The organism is Azorhizobium oxalatiphilum (genome assembly GCF_014635325.1).
Lineage (GTDB): Bacteria > Pseudomonadota > Alphaproteobacteria > Rhizobiales > Xanthobacteraceae > Azorhizobium > Azorhizobium oxalatiphilum.
Genome location: NZ_BMCT01000008.1, coordinates 13,200 through 29,534, shown reverse-complemented (window position 1 = coordinate 29,534; position 16,335 = coordinate 13,200). Strand labels below are relative to the sequence as shown.

Sequence of the window (16,335 nt, the reverse complement as noted above, 5' to 3'; positions counted from 1 at the left end):
CCTATCCGCTCGTCATGCCCGGGCTTGACCCGGGCATCCACGTCAGGCCGACAGTACAGACCTCTGAAGACCGATCCGAGCGGTACCACGTGGATCCCCGGATCAAGTCCGGGGATGACGATGTATTGCTGCATTCAGGTCGCTGACTAAGCCACGATCAGTCGCAGGCGGGCACCCCTTCAGCGCTCTCAGGCGTGAGTACGCACGCGGGGTTTCAGCAGCAGCAGGTCGGCTTCCGACTGCGGGCGCGCGAAGTGGAAGCCCTGCACCTCGTCGCAGCCGCCCTTGCGCAGCCAGCTGTACTGGCTGGACGTCTCCACGCCCTCCGCCGTCACCGCCAGCCCCAGCGCCCGCGCCAGCGCCAGAATGGCCTCCACGATGCCCTGCCCGTCCCGGCCCTGGTCGAGGTCGCTCACGAAGCGGCGGTCGATCTTGATGCGGTCGAAGGGGAAGTTGCGCAGATAGCTCAGCGAGGAATAGCCGGTGCCGAAATCGTCCATGGCGAGGCCCACGCCCAGCTTCTTGATCTCCTGAAGCACCTCCAGCGCCTTCTCGGTATTCTCGATCAGCACGTTCTCGGTCAGCTCCAGCTCCAGCCGGCGGGGCGGCAGGCCGCTCTCCTTCAGGGCCGAGCGGATGGCCTCCAGCAGTTGGTCGCCCTGCCGGAACTGCACCGGCGACACATTCACCGACACCACGAGATCCGGCCATTTGGCGATGCACGAGCAGGCGCGGCGCAGCGCCCATTCGCCCAGCGGCACGATGAGGCCCGTGCTCTCGGCGAGCGGAATGAACTGGTCCGGCGACAGCAGCCCGAAGCGCGGATGCAGCCAGCGCACCAGCGCCTCCACCGCCACCAGCTCCAGCGTCTCGGTGCAGTAGCGCGGCTGGTAGAGGAGAACGAAATCCTCGCTGCCCACCGTCCGGCGCAGATCGTGCTCCAGCGTGCGCTTGGTGCGCACCTGCTCGTTCATGTCGGCGGTGAAGAAGGCGACGCCCGGCCCGTCCTCTCCCTGCGCATACTGCATGGCGAGCTCGGCGCAGCGCAGCAGATCCTCGGGCGTGACCGCATCGGCGGGCGCCAGCGCCACGCCGATGGCGCAGCCGATCTGCACCTCGTCGCCCTCGGGCAGGACGTAGGGCGCGCTCACCGCCGCCTGCAGGCGGGCGCACATGCTCTCGATGGCGGCGCGGCTGGCCGGGGCGCTCGCCACCAGCGCGAACTCCTCCGCGCCCAGCCGGGCCACGAGGTCGTTGTCATGGATGTTCTGGCGCAGCCGCTGGGCGGCGTCGGTGAGCACATCGTCGCCCGCCGGGAGGCCATAGCGCTCGGTGACGGCCTTGAAGGCCACGAGGCTGATACGCAGCGCCGCCACGTTCCGCTTGCCGGCCTCCGCGCCCGAGAGCGCGCCGGCCAGGAATTCCATCAGCAGCGCGCGGTTGGGCAGGCTGGTGAGCGGATCGTACAGCGCCAGATGCTCCACCTGCCGGTGGGCCTCCACCTCGGCGGTGATGTCGGTGGCGGTGCCGCGGAAGCCGGTGATCCGGCCGTCCGCCCCGCGCACCGCCCGCGCGGCGAGCCGGCAGATGCGGGTCGCGCCGTCCGCCGTCACATAGCGGCAGGTGAGCGGCACGGGCGGATGGGTCTCGGCCCGCTGGGCCCAAGCGGCGAAGGCACCGTCCGTGGCGCTGAGGATGCGGTCCAGCGGCTGGCCGATGAGGCCGGCGGCGGGGCGGCCGGTCAGAACCTCGAAGCGCTCGGACAGATAGGTGAGGCAGAAGCGGGAATCGGTTTCCCAGATCCAGTCGGAGGCGGCCTCGGCCACGTCGCGGAACCGGCCCTCGCTGGCGAGCAGCGCCTCGCGATTGTCGTGCATCAGGCGGGTGGCGCGCTCCATCTCGCGGGCGCTGGAGGAGGCGTGGGCCAGCGTCAGCCAGGTCAGCACCACCAGCGCGCCGCCCGAGGCCATCAGCCAGGGCAGCACCATGGCGGTCACGGTCTGGCCGGGCGCATGGGTGGTCCAGTGCAGCTTGACCGGCGGACCGTTGCGGGTGGAGAGGGCAAGCGGCTCGGTCTCGGCGGCATTTTCACGGGCCAGATGCAGGTCGGCGAGCGCCATCTGCTGGCCGATGCGGCCGAGCACGTCGTCGCTGACGAAGCGCACGAAGAGCAGCAGGCTCTCCTTGCGCCCGTCGCGGGCCAGCGTCGGGTCGGCGCCGGGGGTCAAGGCGGCGACGCCCAGGATGGCCGGCTTGTCATCCACCCAGAACAGGCCATGGACAGAGCCCGCGCGCGCGTCTTCCAGCGTGCTCGGCACGCCGGGCGGCAGATGGGCGGGATCGGGCGTGCGCGGCATGCCGGCCACCAGCTCATAGACCGGCCGGTCGTCGGGGCCGATCACCAGCACCTGATCGATGCCCAGCAGGCGATGGAGCTTGGGGCCGAGATTGTCGCGGGTGAAGGCCCAGTCCAGATCGACGGTGAGATGCAGATGGGCGTAGCTGTCGCCGCTGTCCGCATAGGCGGCCAGCGTGCGCATGAGCCGGCCTTCCTCCTGGGCCATCAGCCCGCGGATCTGGGTCTCGGTACGGATGCGCGAACGGTCATCCTCCTGCCGGCCGGCATGGAGGAGGAGAGCCGCGGACAGGACGAACGTCGCCGCCACAAGCACCGCGATAGCGGGCAGTGTCCACCGGGCAAAGACCCTCGCCCCGCCTGCGTCGCGCGACTTCAACCACGAACGCAGCATGAGCCATCCCGAATACCGAAGGACGGCATCCTAGAGGGCCAGACGAAAGTACCGCCAGTATCGCGATAGCTGTGTGGCAACAAGAATGCACCCTGAAGGCGGCTTGGCCCGCCGGGCTACATTGTATGCAATTAAGGCTTGCCTGAGGAATGCGCCGTGCAAAGCATTGCAGACAGACTATTTCCGCCGGAAATGGTCCTCTCGCGAGGCCTTCAAGATATCATTAACCATGTTCCCAACTATTTCCGGGGGCAAAAACCGGGCATTGGTTGCAGCGCACAAAAGCCAGCACTCTGCGTTCAAATGACGCATAATCCATTCAATTTTCACGTGCATCCCGGCGCGAGCATCGAAGCGGATTTCCGCGCGGCCGCACCTCAGGCGCGCCCGGCCTTGCGGCGCCGGACAGCCTCGGCTTCGGCCAGATCCAGATCCACCCGCGCCAGAGTGGGATCGTCGCTGCCCGGCCGCACGGTGAAGCCCAGATCCTGCGCCAGATGCAGCATGGGCAGATTCTCGCGCAGCACGTCGCCGAAGATGCGCTTCAGACCGCGCGAGCGGCCATAGTCGAGGATCTCGGTCATCAGCCGGAAGCCCAGCCCCCGACCCTTCATGTCCGAGCGGACCATGATGGCGTATTCGGCTTCCTCATTGTCCGGATCGGCGATGATGCGCACCACGCCCAGCATCTCGCCATCCGGCGTGAGCGCCACGAAGGCCATTTCGCGGTCATAGTCGATCTGCGACAGGCGGGCGGCCATGAGGTGCGGAAAGTCCTTCAGCGAGCCCAGAAATCTCATGCGGACATCGCGCGGATCGGAGCGGCGCACCATGTCGCCCAGCGCCGGCTCGTCCTCGGGGCGGATCGGGCGCAGCAGCAGCATCTGCCCGTCACCAAGCTCCAGCGGCCGCACCAGAGCGGTGGGATAGGGCTTGATGGCAAAGCGCTTGGTCCCCGTCTCGCGCGCCGGATGAGCGACGATGCGGGCGTCGAGCGCGATCACCCCGTCCGCATCCGCCAGCAGCGGATTGATGTCCATCTCGCCGATCTGCGGCAGGTCGCCCAGCAGTTCGGCCACCTTCACCAGCGTGGTGGCGATGGCGTCGAGATCGGCGGGGGGATTGTCGCGATAGCCGGCGAGGCGGCGGGAGATGCGGGTGCGGGCGATCATGTCCCGCGCCAGCCGCCCGTTGAGCGGCGGCAAGGCGACCGCACGGTCGGCGATCACGTCCACCGCCGTGCCGCCCTCGCCGAACAGCACCACCGGGCCGAAGGTCTCGTCATTGGCGATGCCGGCCACCAGCTCCACCGCGCGCTGCCGGCGCACCATGCGCTGCACGGTGAAGCCCTCGATGCGGGCGTCCGGCAGGCGCGCCTGCACCATCGCCAGCATGGCCTCGGCCGCCTCTTCCACCTGTCCGGGCGTGCGCAGGTCCAGCCGCACCCCGCCCACGTCGGACTTGTGGATGATGTCCGGCGACAGGATCTTCAGCGCCACGGGCGCTGCGAAATCCGCCGCAAGCAGGGCCGCCTCGGCGGGGGTGGCGGCGGTCTTCGTCTCCACCACCGGAATGTCATAGGCGGCGAGCACCGCCTTGGCCTCCACCTCGGTCAGCACGCTGCGTCCGGAGGCGATCACCGCGTCCACCAGCTGGCGGGCCTTGTCGCGGTCCGGCTCGTCGAAGGTGCGGGCGGGCGGGGTCTCCATCAGCAGGGTCTGGTTGCGCTGGTAGGAGACCAGATGGCCGAAGGCGCGCACCGCCTCGTCCGGCGTGTCGTAGGTGGGGATGCGGTGGGCGGCGAAGCGGCGGCGGGCATCCGCCGCGCCCCTGTCGCCGAGCCAGCAGGTCAGCACCGGCGCACGGGGACGATGGGACAGCACCTCGATCACCGCCTCCGCCGTCTCGGCGCCATCCACCATGGCATTGGGGCTGTTCAGCACCAGGGTCGCATCCGAGCCGGGGTCTTCCAGCAGGGCGGTCAGGGCGTCGCCATAGCGCTTCGAGGGCGCATCGGGCGGAATGCGCACGGGATTGGAGCGCGACCAGCGCTGCGGCATCTGGCGATCCAGCGCGCCGAGGGTTTCCGCCGTGAGCTGGGCCAGCTCGCCCGGCTGCTCATCCAGCGCATCGGTGGCCAGCACCGCTGCCCCGCCGCTGTTGGTGAGCACCGAGAGCCGCCCGCCGGCAAGGCGGATGCCGGAAGAGAGCGTGGTGACGGCCTCGAACAGCTCGCGCAGTTCGTACACCCGCAGCATTCCGGCGCGCCGGAAGGCGGCGTCATAGACCATGTCGGTGCCGGCCAGCGCCCCGGTGTGGGAGAGCGCCGCGCTGGCACCGGCGGCGCTGCGACCGGCCTTGATGACGATCACCGGCTTGGCGCGGGCGGCGATGCGGCCGGCGGACATGAACTTCCGCGCATCCGTGATGTGCTCCAGATAGAGCACGATGGCCCGCGTGCCCGCATCCAGCGCCAGATGGTCCAGCATGTCGCCGAAATCCACGTCCGCCTTGTCGCCCAGCGAGGCCACATAGGAGAAGCCGACGCCGCGCCCGTCCGCCCAGTCCAGCACCGCGCTGGCCAGCGCCGCCGACTGGCTGAGGAAGGCCACATCGCCCTTGCGTGGCATGAGATGGGCATAGCTGGCGTTGATGTGGGCCGAGGTGGAGATGAAGCCGAGGCAGTTGGGGCCGATGATACGCAGCAGATGGGGGCGGGCGGCATCCAGCATCTTCTGGCGCAGCACGGCGGCCTCGGGACCGTCCTCCAGCCCGAAGCCGCCGCTGAGCACGATGGCGGCCCGGCAGCCCTTCTCGCCCAGTGCGTGGATGGTGGCAGGCAGATCCTGCGGCGCACCGGTGAGCACGGCAAGGTCCACGGGGATCGGCAGATCGGCCACGGCGGCGTAATTGAGCGAGGAGCGCACCGCGCGCTCCTTGGGATTGACGCTCAGGATCGGGCCGTCGAACCCGGCCTCGAACAGGTTCCGCGCCACCACGGTGCCGATGGACCCAGGCCGGTTTCCCGCCCCCACGAGGGCAATGGCGGAGGGATGAAACAAGGCGTCGAGATTGCGCGTCGTCATGGCGGCCTCGGGGGTCGGTGCCGTGAGCGGCTTGCGATGGAACGGGTCCGCAGCATGCCCTATCCACGCGCGGACCTTAAGCCACCTGTTGCACCGCCCGCCTTGAGGCCGGACAAACTTCGCGTGAAGGGGAGGCGGCAGGAAGCCGCTGAAAACGGGCGCCTGCCGCCCTAACCCAGCGCCCGCTCCAGTACCTTGAGCACCTGCGGCTCCATCTGCGCGACATTGAACCGCATGAACTCTTTAGCCGACTGAGTAACGCTGAAGGCATTGCCCGGCGCCAGCACCACCTTCTCTTTCAGCGCCGCTTTTGCCACCTCGGCTGCATCCCGCCCGCCCGGCAGACGGCACCAGAGCGTGAAGCCGCCGCGCGGCTCGATCCACGGCCGGATGCCCAGCGGCGCCAGTTGCCCCATCACCTCGCGCCGCCGCTTCGCCAGCCGTCCGCGCAGAGCGGCGATGTGCTTGCGGTAGCTGCCGTCATTGAGCGTGCCCAGCACCAGTTCGGCCGCCACCGGGCTCGGCCCGCCGAAGGAGGTCGCCACCTGAAGGTCCACCAGCGCCTCGATCCAGTCCGGCCGCGCCACGATGTAGCCGCAGCGGATGGAGGCCGAGAGCGTCTTGGAAAAGCTGCCGATGCGTATCACCCGGTTCAGCCCGTCCAGCGCCGCGAGACGGGGCGAGGGCTCGGGCTCGAAATCCGCGAAGATCTCGTCCTCGATGATGGTCAGGTCATGGGCCGCCGCCAGCGTCAGCAGGCTGTGCGCCGTGCGTGGCGAGAGCGTCGCGCCGGTGGGATTGTGCAGTGCAGCATTAGTCACATAGAGGCGGGGCCTGTGGGCGATCAGCGCCTGCTCGAACGCCGCCACGTCCGGCCCCGTGGGCGTGTAGGGCACCGAGATGATGCGCGCGCCATGGGCGCGCAGCAGCGCCTGGAAATTGAAGTAGCAGGGATCATCCACCAGCACCGTATCGCCCGGCGCCAGCAGGAAGCGGCACAGGAGATCGGTGGCCCGCGTGCCGGAGGCGGTGAGCAGGATCTGGTCGGCCCCCGCCTCGATGCCCTCGGAGGCGAAGCCCCGCACCAGCAGCTGGCGCAACGCCAGCGAACCGCGCGTCGGGCCGTAATCGGTGAGCACGGCATCGCCCGCCTTGGCCAGCGCGCGCACGGCGCGGCGGATGGCGGCCTGCGGCATGAAGGCGGGCGGCAGCCAGCCGCAGCCGGGGCGCAGCATGCCCGGTCCCGCATCCAGCGACTGGCGCGACACCCAGAACGGGTCCACCGCCCGGTCGAGCTTGGGCTCCACCTCCGCCAGCGCCACGGGGAGCGCCCCCGCCACATAGAAGCCGGAGCCGGGGCGCGAGCGGATCAGCCCTTCCGCCGCCAGCCGGTCGTAAGCCTCCACCACGGTGGAGGGCGAGACCTGCATGTCGCGGGCGAACTGGCGGATGGAGGGCAGCTTCTCGCCCGCGTTCAGCACCCGCCCGGCGATGCGGCGGCGGATGGCGGTCATCACCCGCCCGGTGACGCCTTCCGCCTGCACGGCCTCGATGCCGGCGCCCACCGTGTCCGATCTGTATGCCAACTGTATGGCTCCTGCCACCCACACTGTTCGGCCAAGTGTAGGCCCACCGATGCTGTCCCCGCCACCCCCGCCGGCCTAATCGGTGGGATGGGGGGACGGAGTGATCATCATGCAGCGCGCGGCGGACGGGTGGGGCAGCGGCCTCCTCGGCGTCCTCATCTTCAGCGGCTCCCTTCCCGCCACGCGGGTGGCGGTGGGCGGCTTCTCGCCCTTGTTCCTCACCTCCGCGCGCGCCGTCATCGCCGCAGCCCTGGGCGCGGCGCTGCTGCTGGTGCTGCGCCAGAAGCGCCCCGCCGCCTCCGATCTGGTGCCGCTCGCCATCGTGGCGCTGGGCGTGGTGGTGGGCTTCCCGCTGCTCACAGCGCTCGCCCTCCAGCACATCACCTCGGCCCATTCCATCGTCTTCATCGGCCTCCTGCCGCTCGCCACTGCTCTGTTCGGCGTGCTGCGTGCCGGCGAGCGGCCGAAGCCCGCCTTCTGGCTGTTCTCCTGCCTCGGCGCGGCATTGGTGGCCGGCTTCGCGCTGATGCACAGCGGCCTCTCCCTCTCCACCGGCGACCTGCTGATGGTGGCGGCCGTGCTGGTCTGCGGCCTCGGCTATGCGGAAGGCGCCCGCCTCTCCCGCCGCCTCGGCGGCTGGCAGGTGATTTCGTGGGCGCTGGTGGTGGCGCTCCCGCTCATGGCCGCCCTCGCGCTCGCCACCCTGCCCGGCACCTCGGCCGCCACCTGGGCGGCCGTGGGCGGCCCGGCATGGCTGGGGCTCGCCTATGTGTCGGTGTTCTCGATGCTGGTGGGCTTCGTCTTCTGGTATCGCGGCCTTGCGCTGGGCGGCATCGCGGGCGTCGGCCAGCTCCAGCTCCTGCAACCCTTCTTCGGCCTCGCGCTGGCCGGCCTGCTGCTGGGCGAGCCGGTGGCCTGGAGCATGATCGCCGTCACCGCGCTGGTGGTGCTGTGCGTGGCGGGGGCGAAGAAGTTCGCGTGAGGCTCAGCGGCGGATGGGGTTGCGGAACAGCAGCCAGGAGGCGAAGGCGCAGCGGTCCTTGGCGGGGGCAGTGGCGAAGTTGCGCATAACGCGCTCCGCAACGTCGATATGCACCGAGACGGCCGACTTCTCGAAGACAGCGTAGGGATCATAGTCGGCCATGTGCCGCTTGGCCTGCAGTTCCACGAATGCGTCGGCAAAAGCCACGATCGGCGGGGGAAATCTCGCGATGACCGCCCTGTCTCCGCAGGCGGCTTTGGCCGCTCCATGGGCCAAGGCGCGATAGACCTCCGCCCACGCATGCCGGCTCCGGCCAGCTTTGCTGCTACCGATCAGCGTGTCCGCGCAATTGCGAGCGGCGAGATGGAAGAGGGCATAATAGGCGGTGCTCACCGCCCGCCGAAGCGAGGCCTGGGCCGGGCGCCCGCTTTTGCCAGAAGCAAGCAGACGCGCGGCTGATATCAGATCCTCAGGCTGCAGAGAGCTCTCCCGCTTCCTTCTCGTCGATATAGTCAATCAGCGGGAAGCGATCGCTGCCCTTCTCGGCGAGCATGTCCCATACCGGCCTCAGCATCTGAGAGGTCTCGCCGGGGTCCAGCCTCTTCTTCTTCGCCTTGCAGATCACACGGATCTGCACATAGAGGCTGCCGTCGATCTCCACGTCATGCTCGACCAGCACCCGCAGCACTTTCGCGCTTTGCAGGCGTTCCCGGATGATTGCCTCGATAGCGGTGTCGATCTCTTCGCGCGATGCCATGATCGCCTCCTCCGCCGGATTGTGCGCGTCGCGCCATACAAGCGTCAACGCATCCCCGCGCCGTAACCCGCCCAAACAAAAAGCCCGCCGGACCGGCGGGCTTCGGAGCGTCACGGGAAACCGGAAACCCTCAGCGGGTCGGCACCGGCTTTTCGCCGCGATAGTCGTAGAAGCCGCGCTGGGTTTTGCGGCCCAGCCAGCCGGCTTCCACATACTTCACCAGCAGCGGGCACGGACGGTACTTGGAGTCCGCCAGACCCTCGTGCAGCACCTGCATGATGGCGAGGCAGGTGTCGAGGCCGATGAAGTCCGCCAGCTGCAGCGGGCCCATGGGATGGTTCGCGCCCAGCTTCATGGCCCGGTCGATGGCGTCCACGGAGCCCACGCCCTCATAGAGCGTGTAGATGGCCTCGTTGATCATCGGCAGCAGGATGCGGTTGACGATGAAGGCCGGGAAATCCTCGGCCACCGCATAGGTCTTGTGCAGCTTGGTGACGAAGACCTTGGCGCTCTCGAACGTGTCGTCGTCGGTGGCGATGCCGCGCACCAGCTCCACCAGCTCCATCAGCGGCACCGGATTCATGAAATGAATGCCGATGAAGCGCTCGGGCCGGTCGGTGGAGGCGCCGAGGCGGGTGATGGAGATGGACGAGGTGTTGCTGGCCAGCAGCGCGTCCGGCCGCAGCACCTGGCACACGCCGGCGAAGATCTTCTTCTTCACCTCTTCCCGCTCGGTGGCGGATTCGATCACCAGATCGCAGTCCGCCAGCTCGTCCACCGCCGTGGCGGTGGCGATGCGCTTCAGCGCGCCCTGCCGGTCGTCCTCCGAGACGGTGCCCTTGGACACCTGCTTGGCCATGTTGCCATTGATGGTGGCAAGGCCGGACCGCACCCGATCCGGGTCCTGGTCGCTCAGCACCACGTCGAAGCCGGCCAGAGCGCACACATGGGCGATGCCATTGCCCATCTGGCCGGCACCGATCACTCCGACCTTCTTGATCTCCAGCGGCATATTGCGACGTCTCGCGGCTTTTCTGTTGCGGACGGCGCGGGCCGGAGCCCGCGCCTGAGAGTGGATCAGCTTATCTGCGCCGGGTCTTGTCAACCCTGCGCGTCTCAGCCTTTGGTCGCGGCGGCCCGGCCGCCACGCCAGGGCATCAGCCCTTGGCCTTGGCGACCTCGGCCTTCAGCTCGGGCACGATGGTGAACAGATCACCCACGAGGCCATAGTCGGCCACCTGGAAGATCGGCGCCTCCTCGTCCTTGTTGATGGCCACGATCACCTTCGAGTCCTTCATGCCGGCCAGATGCTGGATGGCGCCGGAGATGCCCACGGCCACATACAGCTCGGGGGCGACCACCTTGCCGGTCTGGCCCACCTGCCAGTCGTTCGGAGCATAGCCCGCATCCACCGCCGCGCGCGAGGCGCCGACTGCCGCACCGAAGGTGTCGGCCAGAGGCTCGATGACTTCCGCGAACTTCTCCTGCGAGCCGAGCGCGCGGCCGCCGGAGACGATGATCTTGGCGGCGGTCAGCTCCGGACGGTCGGACACGGCGAGGCTCTCGTCCACGAAGGAGGAGACGCCGGGATCCGCCTGCGCGCTCACAGCCTCAACGGCGGCCGAGCCGCCGGTGCCGGTGGCGCCGAACGAGGCGGTGCGCACCGTGATCACCTTCTTGGCGTCGGTGGCCTGCACGGTCTGGATGGCGTTGCCGGCATAGATGGGGCGCTCGAACGTGTCGGGCGAGACCACCTTGATGATGTCGGACACCTGCGCCACGTCGAGCAGCGCGGCCACGCGCGGCAGCACGTTCTTGGACACGGCGGTGGAGGGGCCGACGATGGCGTCATAGCCGGGGGCCAGCGCGACGATCAGCGCGGCCAGCGGCTCGGCGAGGCGATGCGCATAGAGCGCGTCGTCGGCGAGGAGCACCTTCTCCACGCCCGCGAGCGTGGCCGCCGCATCGGCGACCGCCTTGGCGTTCTGGCCGGCCACCAGCACATGCACCGGGCCGCCGAGGGCGACGGCGGCGGTCAGGGCCTTGGCGGTGACGCCGTTGAGAGCCGAATTGTCGTGTTCGGCGAGAAGCAGCGTGGCCATCAGAGAACTCCCGCCTCATCCTTGAGCTTGGACACCAGTTCAGCCACCGAGCCGACCTTCACGCCGGCCTTGCGGCCAGCCGGTTCGGCGGTGGTGAGCACCTTCAGGCGCGGCGACACGTCGACGCCGTAGGACTCCGGGGTCTTCTCGTCGATGGGCTTCTTCTTCGCCTTCATGATGTTCGGCAGCGAAGCATAGCGCGGCTCGTTGAGGCGCAGGTCCGTCGTGACGATGGCCGGCAGAGAGAGGCGCACCGTCTGCAGGCCGCCGTCGATCTCGCGGGTCACGTTCACCGCCTCGCCATCCACAGCCACCTTCGAAGCGAAGGTACCCTGGCCCCAGCCGAGCAGCGCGGCCAGCATCTGGCCGGTCTGGTTCGAATCGTCGTCGATGGCCTGCTTGCCGAGGATGACCAGCTTCGGGCTCTCCTCGCCGATCACGCCCTTGAGGATCTTGGCCACCGCCAGCGGCTCCACGAGCGCGTCGGTCTTCACCAGGATGCCGCGATCGGCGCCCATGGCGAGAGCGGTGCGGATGGTCTCGGACGCCTGCGCCGGGCCGATGGACACGGCCACCACCTCGGTCGCGATGCCTGCCTCCTTAAGACGCAGGGCCTCCTCGACGGCGATCTCGTCGAAGGGATTCATGGACATCTTGACGTGGGCGAGCTCGACACCTGACCCGTCGGATTTGACACGTACCTTGACGTTGTAATCGACCACGCGCTTGACGGGTACCAGGACCTTCATCGAGGAAACTCCACCCTAGTTGGCAATGGGATGTTCCACGTTGCGGACTGCCGCGAAACCAAGCAGCGCCTGCAACGAGAGTGCCTTTGGGGGCGGCACCGTAGGAGTCGCCCGAAACCGTGTCAACGCCGAACGGATCGGCATGGAACTCCTCCATGAAGTCCTTGGGCACCACGGCGCGGGGAGGGTTGGATCACCCGGCACAAAGCCGTATATGGCTGCCTCAGGGGGGGTAGCGCGCGCGGACGGGAGGCGGTCGCGGGAATGAAGCATGTGGGCACACCGCTGCAGGCGGGTACGCCCGATTTCGGAGCAGCGGGCGGCGATACGCATCAGCCCGGCACGGCTCTGCGCATCGCCTTCATCGCACCCTGGAACTATGCCAATGGACTGGGCGTGGGTGCGCGCTCCTATGCGTCGGCCTTCTGGCACACCGCCCACCGGGTGAATTTCTCCCCCATCTACCGACCCTTCCACGTCCATGCGCGCCAACCGCTGACCAGCGACGTGACCAATTTCGACGGGCCGGCCGACATCGCCATCGTCAACATCAATCCCGATGGCTGGGATCCCCTGCTCACCGACGCGCAATGGGCCGTGGTGCGCAGCGCGCGGGCGCGGGTGGGCGCCTTCGTCTGGGAGCTGGACACCATTCCGGAGAGCTGGGCGCGCTTCATCCCCAGTCTGGATGCGGTCTGGACCCCCAGCCGCTTCTGCGCCGACGCCATCGCCCGCGCCACCGACAGGCCGGTGCATGTGATCCCGCACCCCATCCAGGTGGCACCGCCCCCCATGGTGCGCGCGGCCGAAACCGGCGTGCCGCCGGGCAAGCGCACCATTCTCTATGCCTTCGACGGCACCAGCTTCCTGTCCCGCAAGCGGCCGATCGCGCTGGTGGAGGCCTTTGCCGCCTCCGGCCTCGGCACGCGGGGCTGGCAATTGCTGTTGAAAACCAAGAACCTCCAGCATGCGGGCGCGGCGGGCGCCGCGCTCATGGCCGCCGTGGACGCGGACCCGGCCATGGGCCTCATCACCTCCACCCTGCGCGAGGATCAGATGTCGGCGCTGGTGGAAGCGGCGGACATCTATGCCTCGCCTCACTGCTCGGAAGGCTACGGCCTGACCATCGCCGAGGCGATGGCGCGCGGAAAGCTGGTGGTGGCCACGGATTTCGGCGGCTCCCGTGACTTCCTCGATGCCTCCTGCGGCTTCCCCGTGGCGTGCCGGGACGTAAAGCTCACCAAAGACGAAGGCCCCTACATGAAGGGCGGCGGCTGGGCCGAGGTGGAGATCCCCGCGCTGACCGAGGCGCTGCTGCGCGCCGCCGCGCTGGTGGAGGCCGGCGATATGTCGCTGGGCACCGCCGCCCGCGCCCGCATCGCCCGCGACTTCTCTCCCGAGGCGGTGGCCCGGCAGATGAATGCCAGCCTCGCCGCCATCGCCGCCCGCAGTCCCGCGGCGGCTTCCGCCGCCCCTTCCTCCGCCGGGACGCTCTGATGGGCGTCATGTGGAGCGGGCGCGTGCGCCTCATCACCGTCAGCCTGCCCTACCGGCCGCGCGCCACGCCGCTGCCCTCCGGGCCGGACGACTTCATCGTTCTCGCCACGCCGCTCACCTTCCTGCGGCGGCGGCTCAAGCGCATGCTGCGCGATGCGGTGGCGGCCCGGCCGGATGCGGAGCTGTTCTTCGGCTTCCCCGGCCTGCGCTTCACCCCGGCGCCCGCCGCCCAGCCCGGCGCCAGCGTGCTCCGGCTGGCTGCCTATGACGGCATCGGCCTGCCGCTGGTGATCCGGGGCGCGGCGCTGGCGGCACTGGGCGGAATCCGGCCGGAGCTGGGCACCGGGGCGGCCTATGAGCTGTGCCTGCGCGCCTTGTCCTGTGGGCTGGTGGCCCAGCAGCTGCCGGTGCATTTCGCCCATCTCACCCTGCCCTTCCGTCTCGATGCGCCCATGCGCCGGACGGTGGTGGAGCAGTGGAACGCCACGGCCGGCGGCCCGTGGCGCATCGCCGATGGCGCCCGCCCGGGCACCCTCCAGCTGCGCCGGGCCTTCACGCAGATCCCGCCGGTGAGCGTCATCGTAGGCGCCGGGCCGGACGGCCATGGCCGGCTTGCCCCGGTGCTGGAGGCGCTCGCCCGCGACGGCTGGCCCGCCGGGCATCTGGAAGTGGTGGCCGACGCCCGTCTCGACACCAGCGGCGCGAGCGCTACCGGTGCGGTGCCGTGGCGCACGGTGGAAACCGCCGGCCTCGACGCGCCGGGGCGGCGCAACGCCTTGTGGCGGGCGGCGGCGCACGAGCATCTGGTGTTCCTCGACGCCGGCCTGACCCCCGGCCCCACGGACCTCATCGACGCCCTCATCGGCCTTGCCGCCGACCCCACCGTGGGCATGGCCGGCGGGCGGGTGCTGGGGGAGAGCGGGGGCCGGGCGAACGACGGCAGGCCGGGCACCCCCGCGGGCCGGGACCGGCCCGATGCGGCCGCCTCCCTGTTCGGCTTCGCGCCGGAGAGCTGGCCGGAGCGAGGCTTCATCCACCGGGAATATGCGGTGCCGATCTCGCCGCTGGTGGCGACCCGGCGCAGCGCACTGGCGGCCATCGGTGGCTTTGCAGCCTCGGTCCCGGCGCCCTTCCTGCTGGCGGAAGCCGCGCTCAGGATGCGGCTGCTGGGCCTCTCCATGGTGGTGACGCCCTTCGCCTGGGCGACCACGGGGCAGATGGACGGGCAGCTGGTGTCCGCCGCCGAGGCGGAGGGCTTCCTTCGCCGCTGGGGCGCCGTGCGCGATGCCGACCGGCAGACCTTCCCCGACACCCCGCTCAGCCCGCCGCGCTGAACGCCCTCACTTCTCGCGCATGGACTTGGTCACGGCGTCGAGCAGCGGCCGGGTGAGATAGCTCAGCACCGAGCGCTCGCCGGTGGAGAACACCACTTCGGCCGGCATGCCGGGGCGCAGGCGGGTCTTCATCTCGTCGGGAATGTCGGTATTGGCCACCGCCACCACCGCCTGGAAATAGGGCTGGCGCGAGGTCTCGTCGATCAGCCGGTCGGGCGAGACGGTGCGCAGCTCGCCGAGGATCAGCGGCGTGGTGCGGGAATGGAAGGCGGGGAAGCGCACCTCCACCCCGGTCACGCCGTCATGCAGGCGGTCGATGTCGGTGGGGGTGATCTGCGCATCGACGATCAGCTCGTCATTCTGCGGCACGATCTCCAGCAGCGTGTCGCCAGGCTTGGCGATGGCGCCGATGGTGTAGATCTTCGGATTGATGTTCTGCACCACGCCGGTCCGCGGCGCGCGGATGTCCACCCGCTTCAGAACGTTCTCGGAGACGGCGAGTTTCTCGCGCACGTCGGAGATCTTCTGGCGGGTCTCCACCATCTGCCCGGCCACCTCTTCCTGCTGCTTCTGGATCAGCTGCTGGATCTGGAGGTTCATCTCGCCGATGGTGTTCTGCGCCTTGGCCGTATCCGCCGTATTGCGGCCGACCAGCCCCTGCAAGCGGGCCTTCTCGCGCTGGAGTTCGGCAAGGCGCGGCTTGGAGACGAGGCCCTTGTCGGACAGCGAACGGATGCCGGCCAGCTCGTCCTCGATGAAGTAGAGCTGGCTGTCCAGCGCCTCGCGCTCGCGCTTGAGGCCGTCGATCTCGGTCTCGCCCTGCGCCGCGCGGCTGTTGAGGATGCTCATCTGGCCAGCGAGCGAGGCCTTGCGGTCGCGGAACTGGGCCTGCTGGTCGGCAATCGCCGCCTTCACCAGCGGCTGGCTGGCACGATCCAGCAGGTCCGGCGGGAACTCGATGGCCGACGCCTGCGCCCGCTCGGCCATGAGGCGGGCCTCATTGGCGAGCAGCGTGTCGAGCTGGGCGCGCAAGGCGGCGTAATTGGACTGCGAAGAGGTGGGATCGAGCCGGAACAGCAGGTCGCCGGCCTTCACGCTCTGGCCGTCCTTCACGTCGATCTCGACGATGATGCCGCCTTCCAGATGCTGCACCACCTGCCGCTTGCTCTCCACCGAGACGACGCCGGAGGCGATCACCGCGCTGTCGATATTGGCGAGCGCCGCCCACGCGCCCCCCACCCCGAAGGTGAGGAAGATGACGCCATAGCCGATGGCGGCCACGCGGCGGAAATCGCTGCTGACCTTCGGCGGCTCGGCGGAAAAGTCGGTGCGCACGGGCGTCGTGGCCAGCGCCGGCGGGCTCGCCGGGCGGGCGGGCGCGGGCGTATTGGCGGCTGCCGCCTGAGGCGGCACGGCCTTGCCCGTCGTGGCCGGGGTGGCGGCGCCGGAGGTGTCGATGCTGTCGGAGTTGCTGTTGGACACGGGCGCCTCC

The 16,335-nt window shown here is 69.4% G+C and carries 12 protein-coding genes; 3 read left to right on the top strand and 9 right to left on the bottom strand.

Annotated elements, in window-relative coordinates:
* Positions 1 to 188 precede the first annotated feature (188 nt).
* The 3 genes from IEW24_RS22035 to IEW24_RS22025 all read right to left on the bottom strand — a co-directional run bounded on the left by IEW24_RS22035 (position 189) and on the right by IEW24_RS22025 (position 7,350).
* On the bottom strand, positions 189 to 2,750 hold the full coding sequence (locus tag IEW24_RS22035; RefSeq protein ID WP_188582732.1) for a bifunctional diguanylate cyclase/phosphodiesterase: 2,562 nt from the start codon (positions 2,748 to 2,750) through the stop codon (positions 189 to 191).
* A gap of 377 nt (positions 2,751 to 3,127) precedes the next feature.
* Positions 3,128 to 5,836: a bifunctional acetate--CoA ligase family protein/GNAT family N-acetyltransferase gene (locus IEW24_RS22030; protein ID WP_188582730.1), complete on the bottom strand. Its 2,709-nt coding sequence runs from the start codon at positions 5,834 to 5,836 to the stop codon at positions 3,128 to 3,130.
* 170 nt (positions 5,837 to 6,006) lie between these two features.
* Positions 6,007 to 7,350 (bottom strand): aminotransferase-like domain-containing protein, encoded by a 1,344-nt coding sequence (locus tag IEW24_RS22025; protein WP_188583264.1) that lies wholly within the window; start codon positions 7,348 to 7,350, stop codon positions 6,007 to 6,009.
* A 181-nt stretch (positions 7,351 to 7,531) separates the two neighbouring features.
* On the opposite strand from IEW24_RS22025, the gene IEW24_RS22020 reads away from it, so the two are divergent.
* Entirely contained in the window at positions 7,532 to 8,404 is an 873-nt protein-coding gene (locus tag IEW24_RS22020; protein ID WP_188582729.1) for a DMT family transporter, read from the top strand.
* A 3-nt stretch (positions 8,405 to 8,407) separates the two neighbouring features.
* On the opposite strand, the gene IEW24_RS28855 is transcribed toward IEW24_RS22020, so the two are convergent.
* The 5 genes from IEW24_RS28855 to IEW24_RS21995 all read right to left on the bottom strand — a co-directional run bounded on the left by IEW24_RS28855 (position 8,408) and on the right by IEW24_RS21995 (position 12,012).
* Complete coding sequence (locus tag IEW24_RS28855; RefSeq protein WP_244644605.1) at positions 8,408 to 8,611, bottom strand: hypothetical protein; 204 nt, start codon at positions 8,609 to 8,611, stop codon at positions 8,408 to 8,410.
* Between the two features lie 262 nt (positions 8,612 to 8,873).
* Positions 8,874 to 9,161: a hypothetical protein gene (locus IEW24_RS22010; RefSeq protein WP_188582727.1), complete on the bottom strand. Its 288-nt coding sequence runs from the start codon at positions 9,159 to 9,161 to the stop codon at positions 8,874 to 8,876.
* A gap of 130 nt (positions 9,162 to 9,291) precedes the next feature.
* A complete protein-coding gene (locus IEW24_RS22005) occupies positions 9,292 to 10,173 on the bottom strand; it encodes a 3-hydroxybutyryl-CoA dehydrogenase (RefSeq protein ID WP_188582725.1) in 882 nt (293 codons plus the stop codon).
* 145 nt (positions 10,174 to 10,318) lie between these two features.
* A complete protein-coding gene (locus IEW24_RS22000) occupies positions 10,319 to 11,263 on the bottom strand; it encodes an electron transfer flavoprotein subunit alpha/FixB family protein (RefSeq protein ID WP_188582723.1) in 945 nt (314 codons plus the stop codon).
* Entirely contained in the window at positions 11,263 to 12,012 is a 750-nt protein-coding gene (locus IEW24_RS21995; RefSeq protein ID WP_188582721.1) for an electron transfer flavoprotein subunit beta/FixA family protein, read from the bottom strand. Before IEW24_RS21995 ends, IEW24_RS22000 begins: the two co-directional genes overlap by 1 nt.
* A gap of 264 nt (positions 12,013 to 12,276) precedes the next feature.
* On the opposite strand from IEW24_RS21995, the gene IEW24_RS21990 reads away from it, so the two are divergent.
* Positions 12,277 to 13,509: a glycosyltransferase family 4 protein gene (locus IEW24_RS21990; protein ID WP_188582720.1), complete on the top strand. Its 1,233-nt coding sequence runs from the start codon at positions 12,277 to 12,279 to the stop codon at positions 13,507 to 13,509.
* The gene (locus IEW24_RS21985; protein WP_188582718.1) at positions 13,509 to 14,843 is read left to right on the top strand and encodes a hypothetical protein; all 1,335 of its coding nucleotides are present in this window, start codon (positions 13,509 to 13,511) and stop codon (positions 14,841 to 14,843) included. Before IEW24_RS21990 ends, IEW24_RS21985 begins: the two co-directional genes overlap by 1 nt.
* A gap of 6 nt (positions 14,844 to 14,849) precedes the next feature.
* Here the strand turns inward: IEW24_RS21985 and IEW24_RS21980 are convergent, their stop codons facing one another.
* Positions 14,850 to 16,325 (bottom strand): HlyD family type I secretion periplasmic adaptor subunit, encoded by a 1,476-nt coding sequence (locus IEW24_RS21980; protein ID WP_188582716.1) that lies wholly within the window; start codon positions 16,323 to 16,325, stop codon positions 14,850 to 14,852.
* Positions 16,326 to 16,335 lie beyond the last annotated feature (10 nt).

What these genes read in the sequence shown, in the direction of transcription:
- IEW24_RS22035 (WP_188582732.1), bottom strand. Translation starts at nt 2,750, where the DNA reads ATGCTGCGTTCGTGGTTGAAGTCGCGCGACGCAGGCGGGGCGAGGGTC.
- IEW24_RS22030 (WP_188582730.1), bottom strand. Translation starts at nt 5,836, where the DNA reads ATGACGACGCGCAATCTCGACGCCTTGTTTCATCCCTCCGCCATTGCC.
- IEW24_RS22025 (WP_188583264.1), bottom strand. Translation starts at nt 7,350, where the DNA reads ATGACCGCCATCCGCCGCCGCATCGCCGGGCGGGTGCTGAACGCGGGC.
- IEW24_RS22020 (WP_188582729.1), top strand. Translation starts at nt 7,532, where the DNA reads ATGCAGCGCGCGGCGGACGGGTGGGGCAGCGGCCTCCTCGGCGTCCTC.
- IEW24_RS22010 (WP_188582727.1), bottom strand. Translation starts at nt 9,161, where the DNA reads ATGGCATCGCGCGAAGAGATCGACACCGCTATCGAGGCAATCATCCGG.
- IEW24_RS22005 (WP_188582725.1), bottom strand. Translation starts at nt 10,173, where the DNA reads ATGCCGCTGGAGATCAAGAAGGTCGGAGTGATCGGTGCCGGCCAGATG.
- IEW24_RS22000 (WP_188582723.1), bottom strand. Translation starts at nt 11,263, where the DNA reads ATGGCCACGCTGCTTCTCGCCGAACACGACAATTCGGCTCTCAACGGC.
- IEW24_RS21995 (WP_188582721.1), bottom strand. Translation starts at nt 12,012, where the DNA reads ATGAAGGTCCTGGTACCCGTCAAGCGCGTGGTCGATTACAACGTCAAG.
- IEW24_RS21990 (WP_188582720.1), top strand. Translation starts at nt 12,277, where the DNA reads ATGAAGCATGTGGGCACACCGCTGCAGGCGGGTACGCCCGATTTCGGA.
- IEW24_RS21985 (WP_188582718.1), top strand. Translation starts at nt 13,509, where the DNA reads ATGGGCGTCATGTGGAGCGGGCGCGTGCGCCTCATCACCGTCAGCCTG.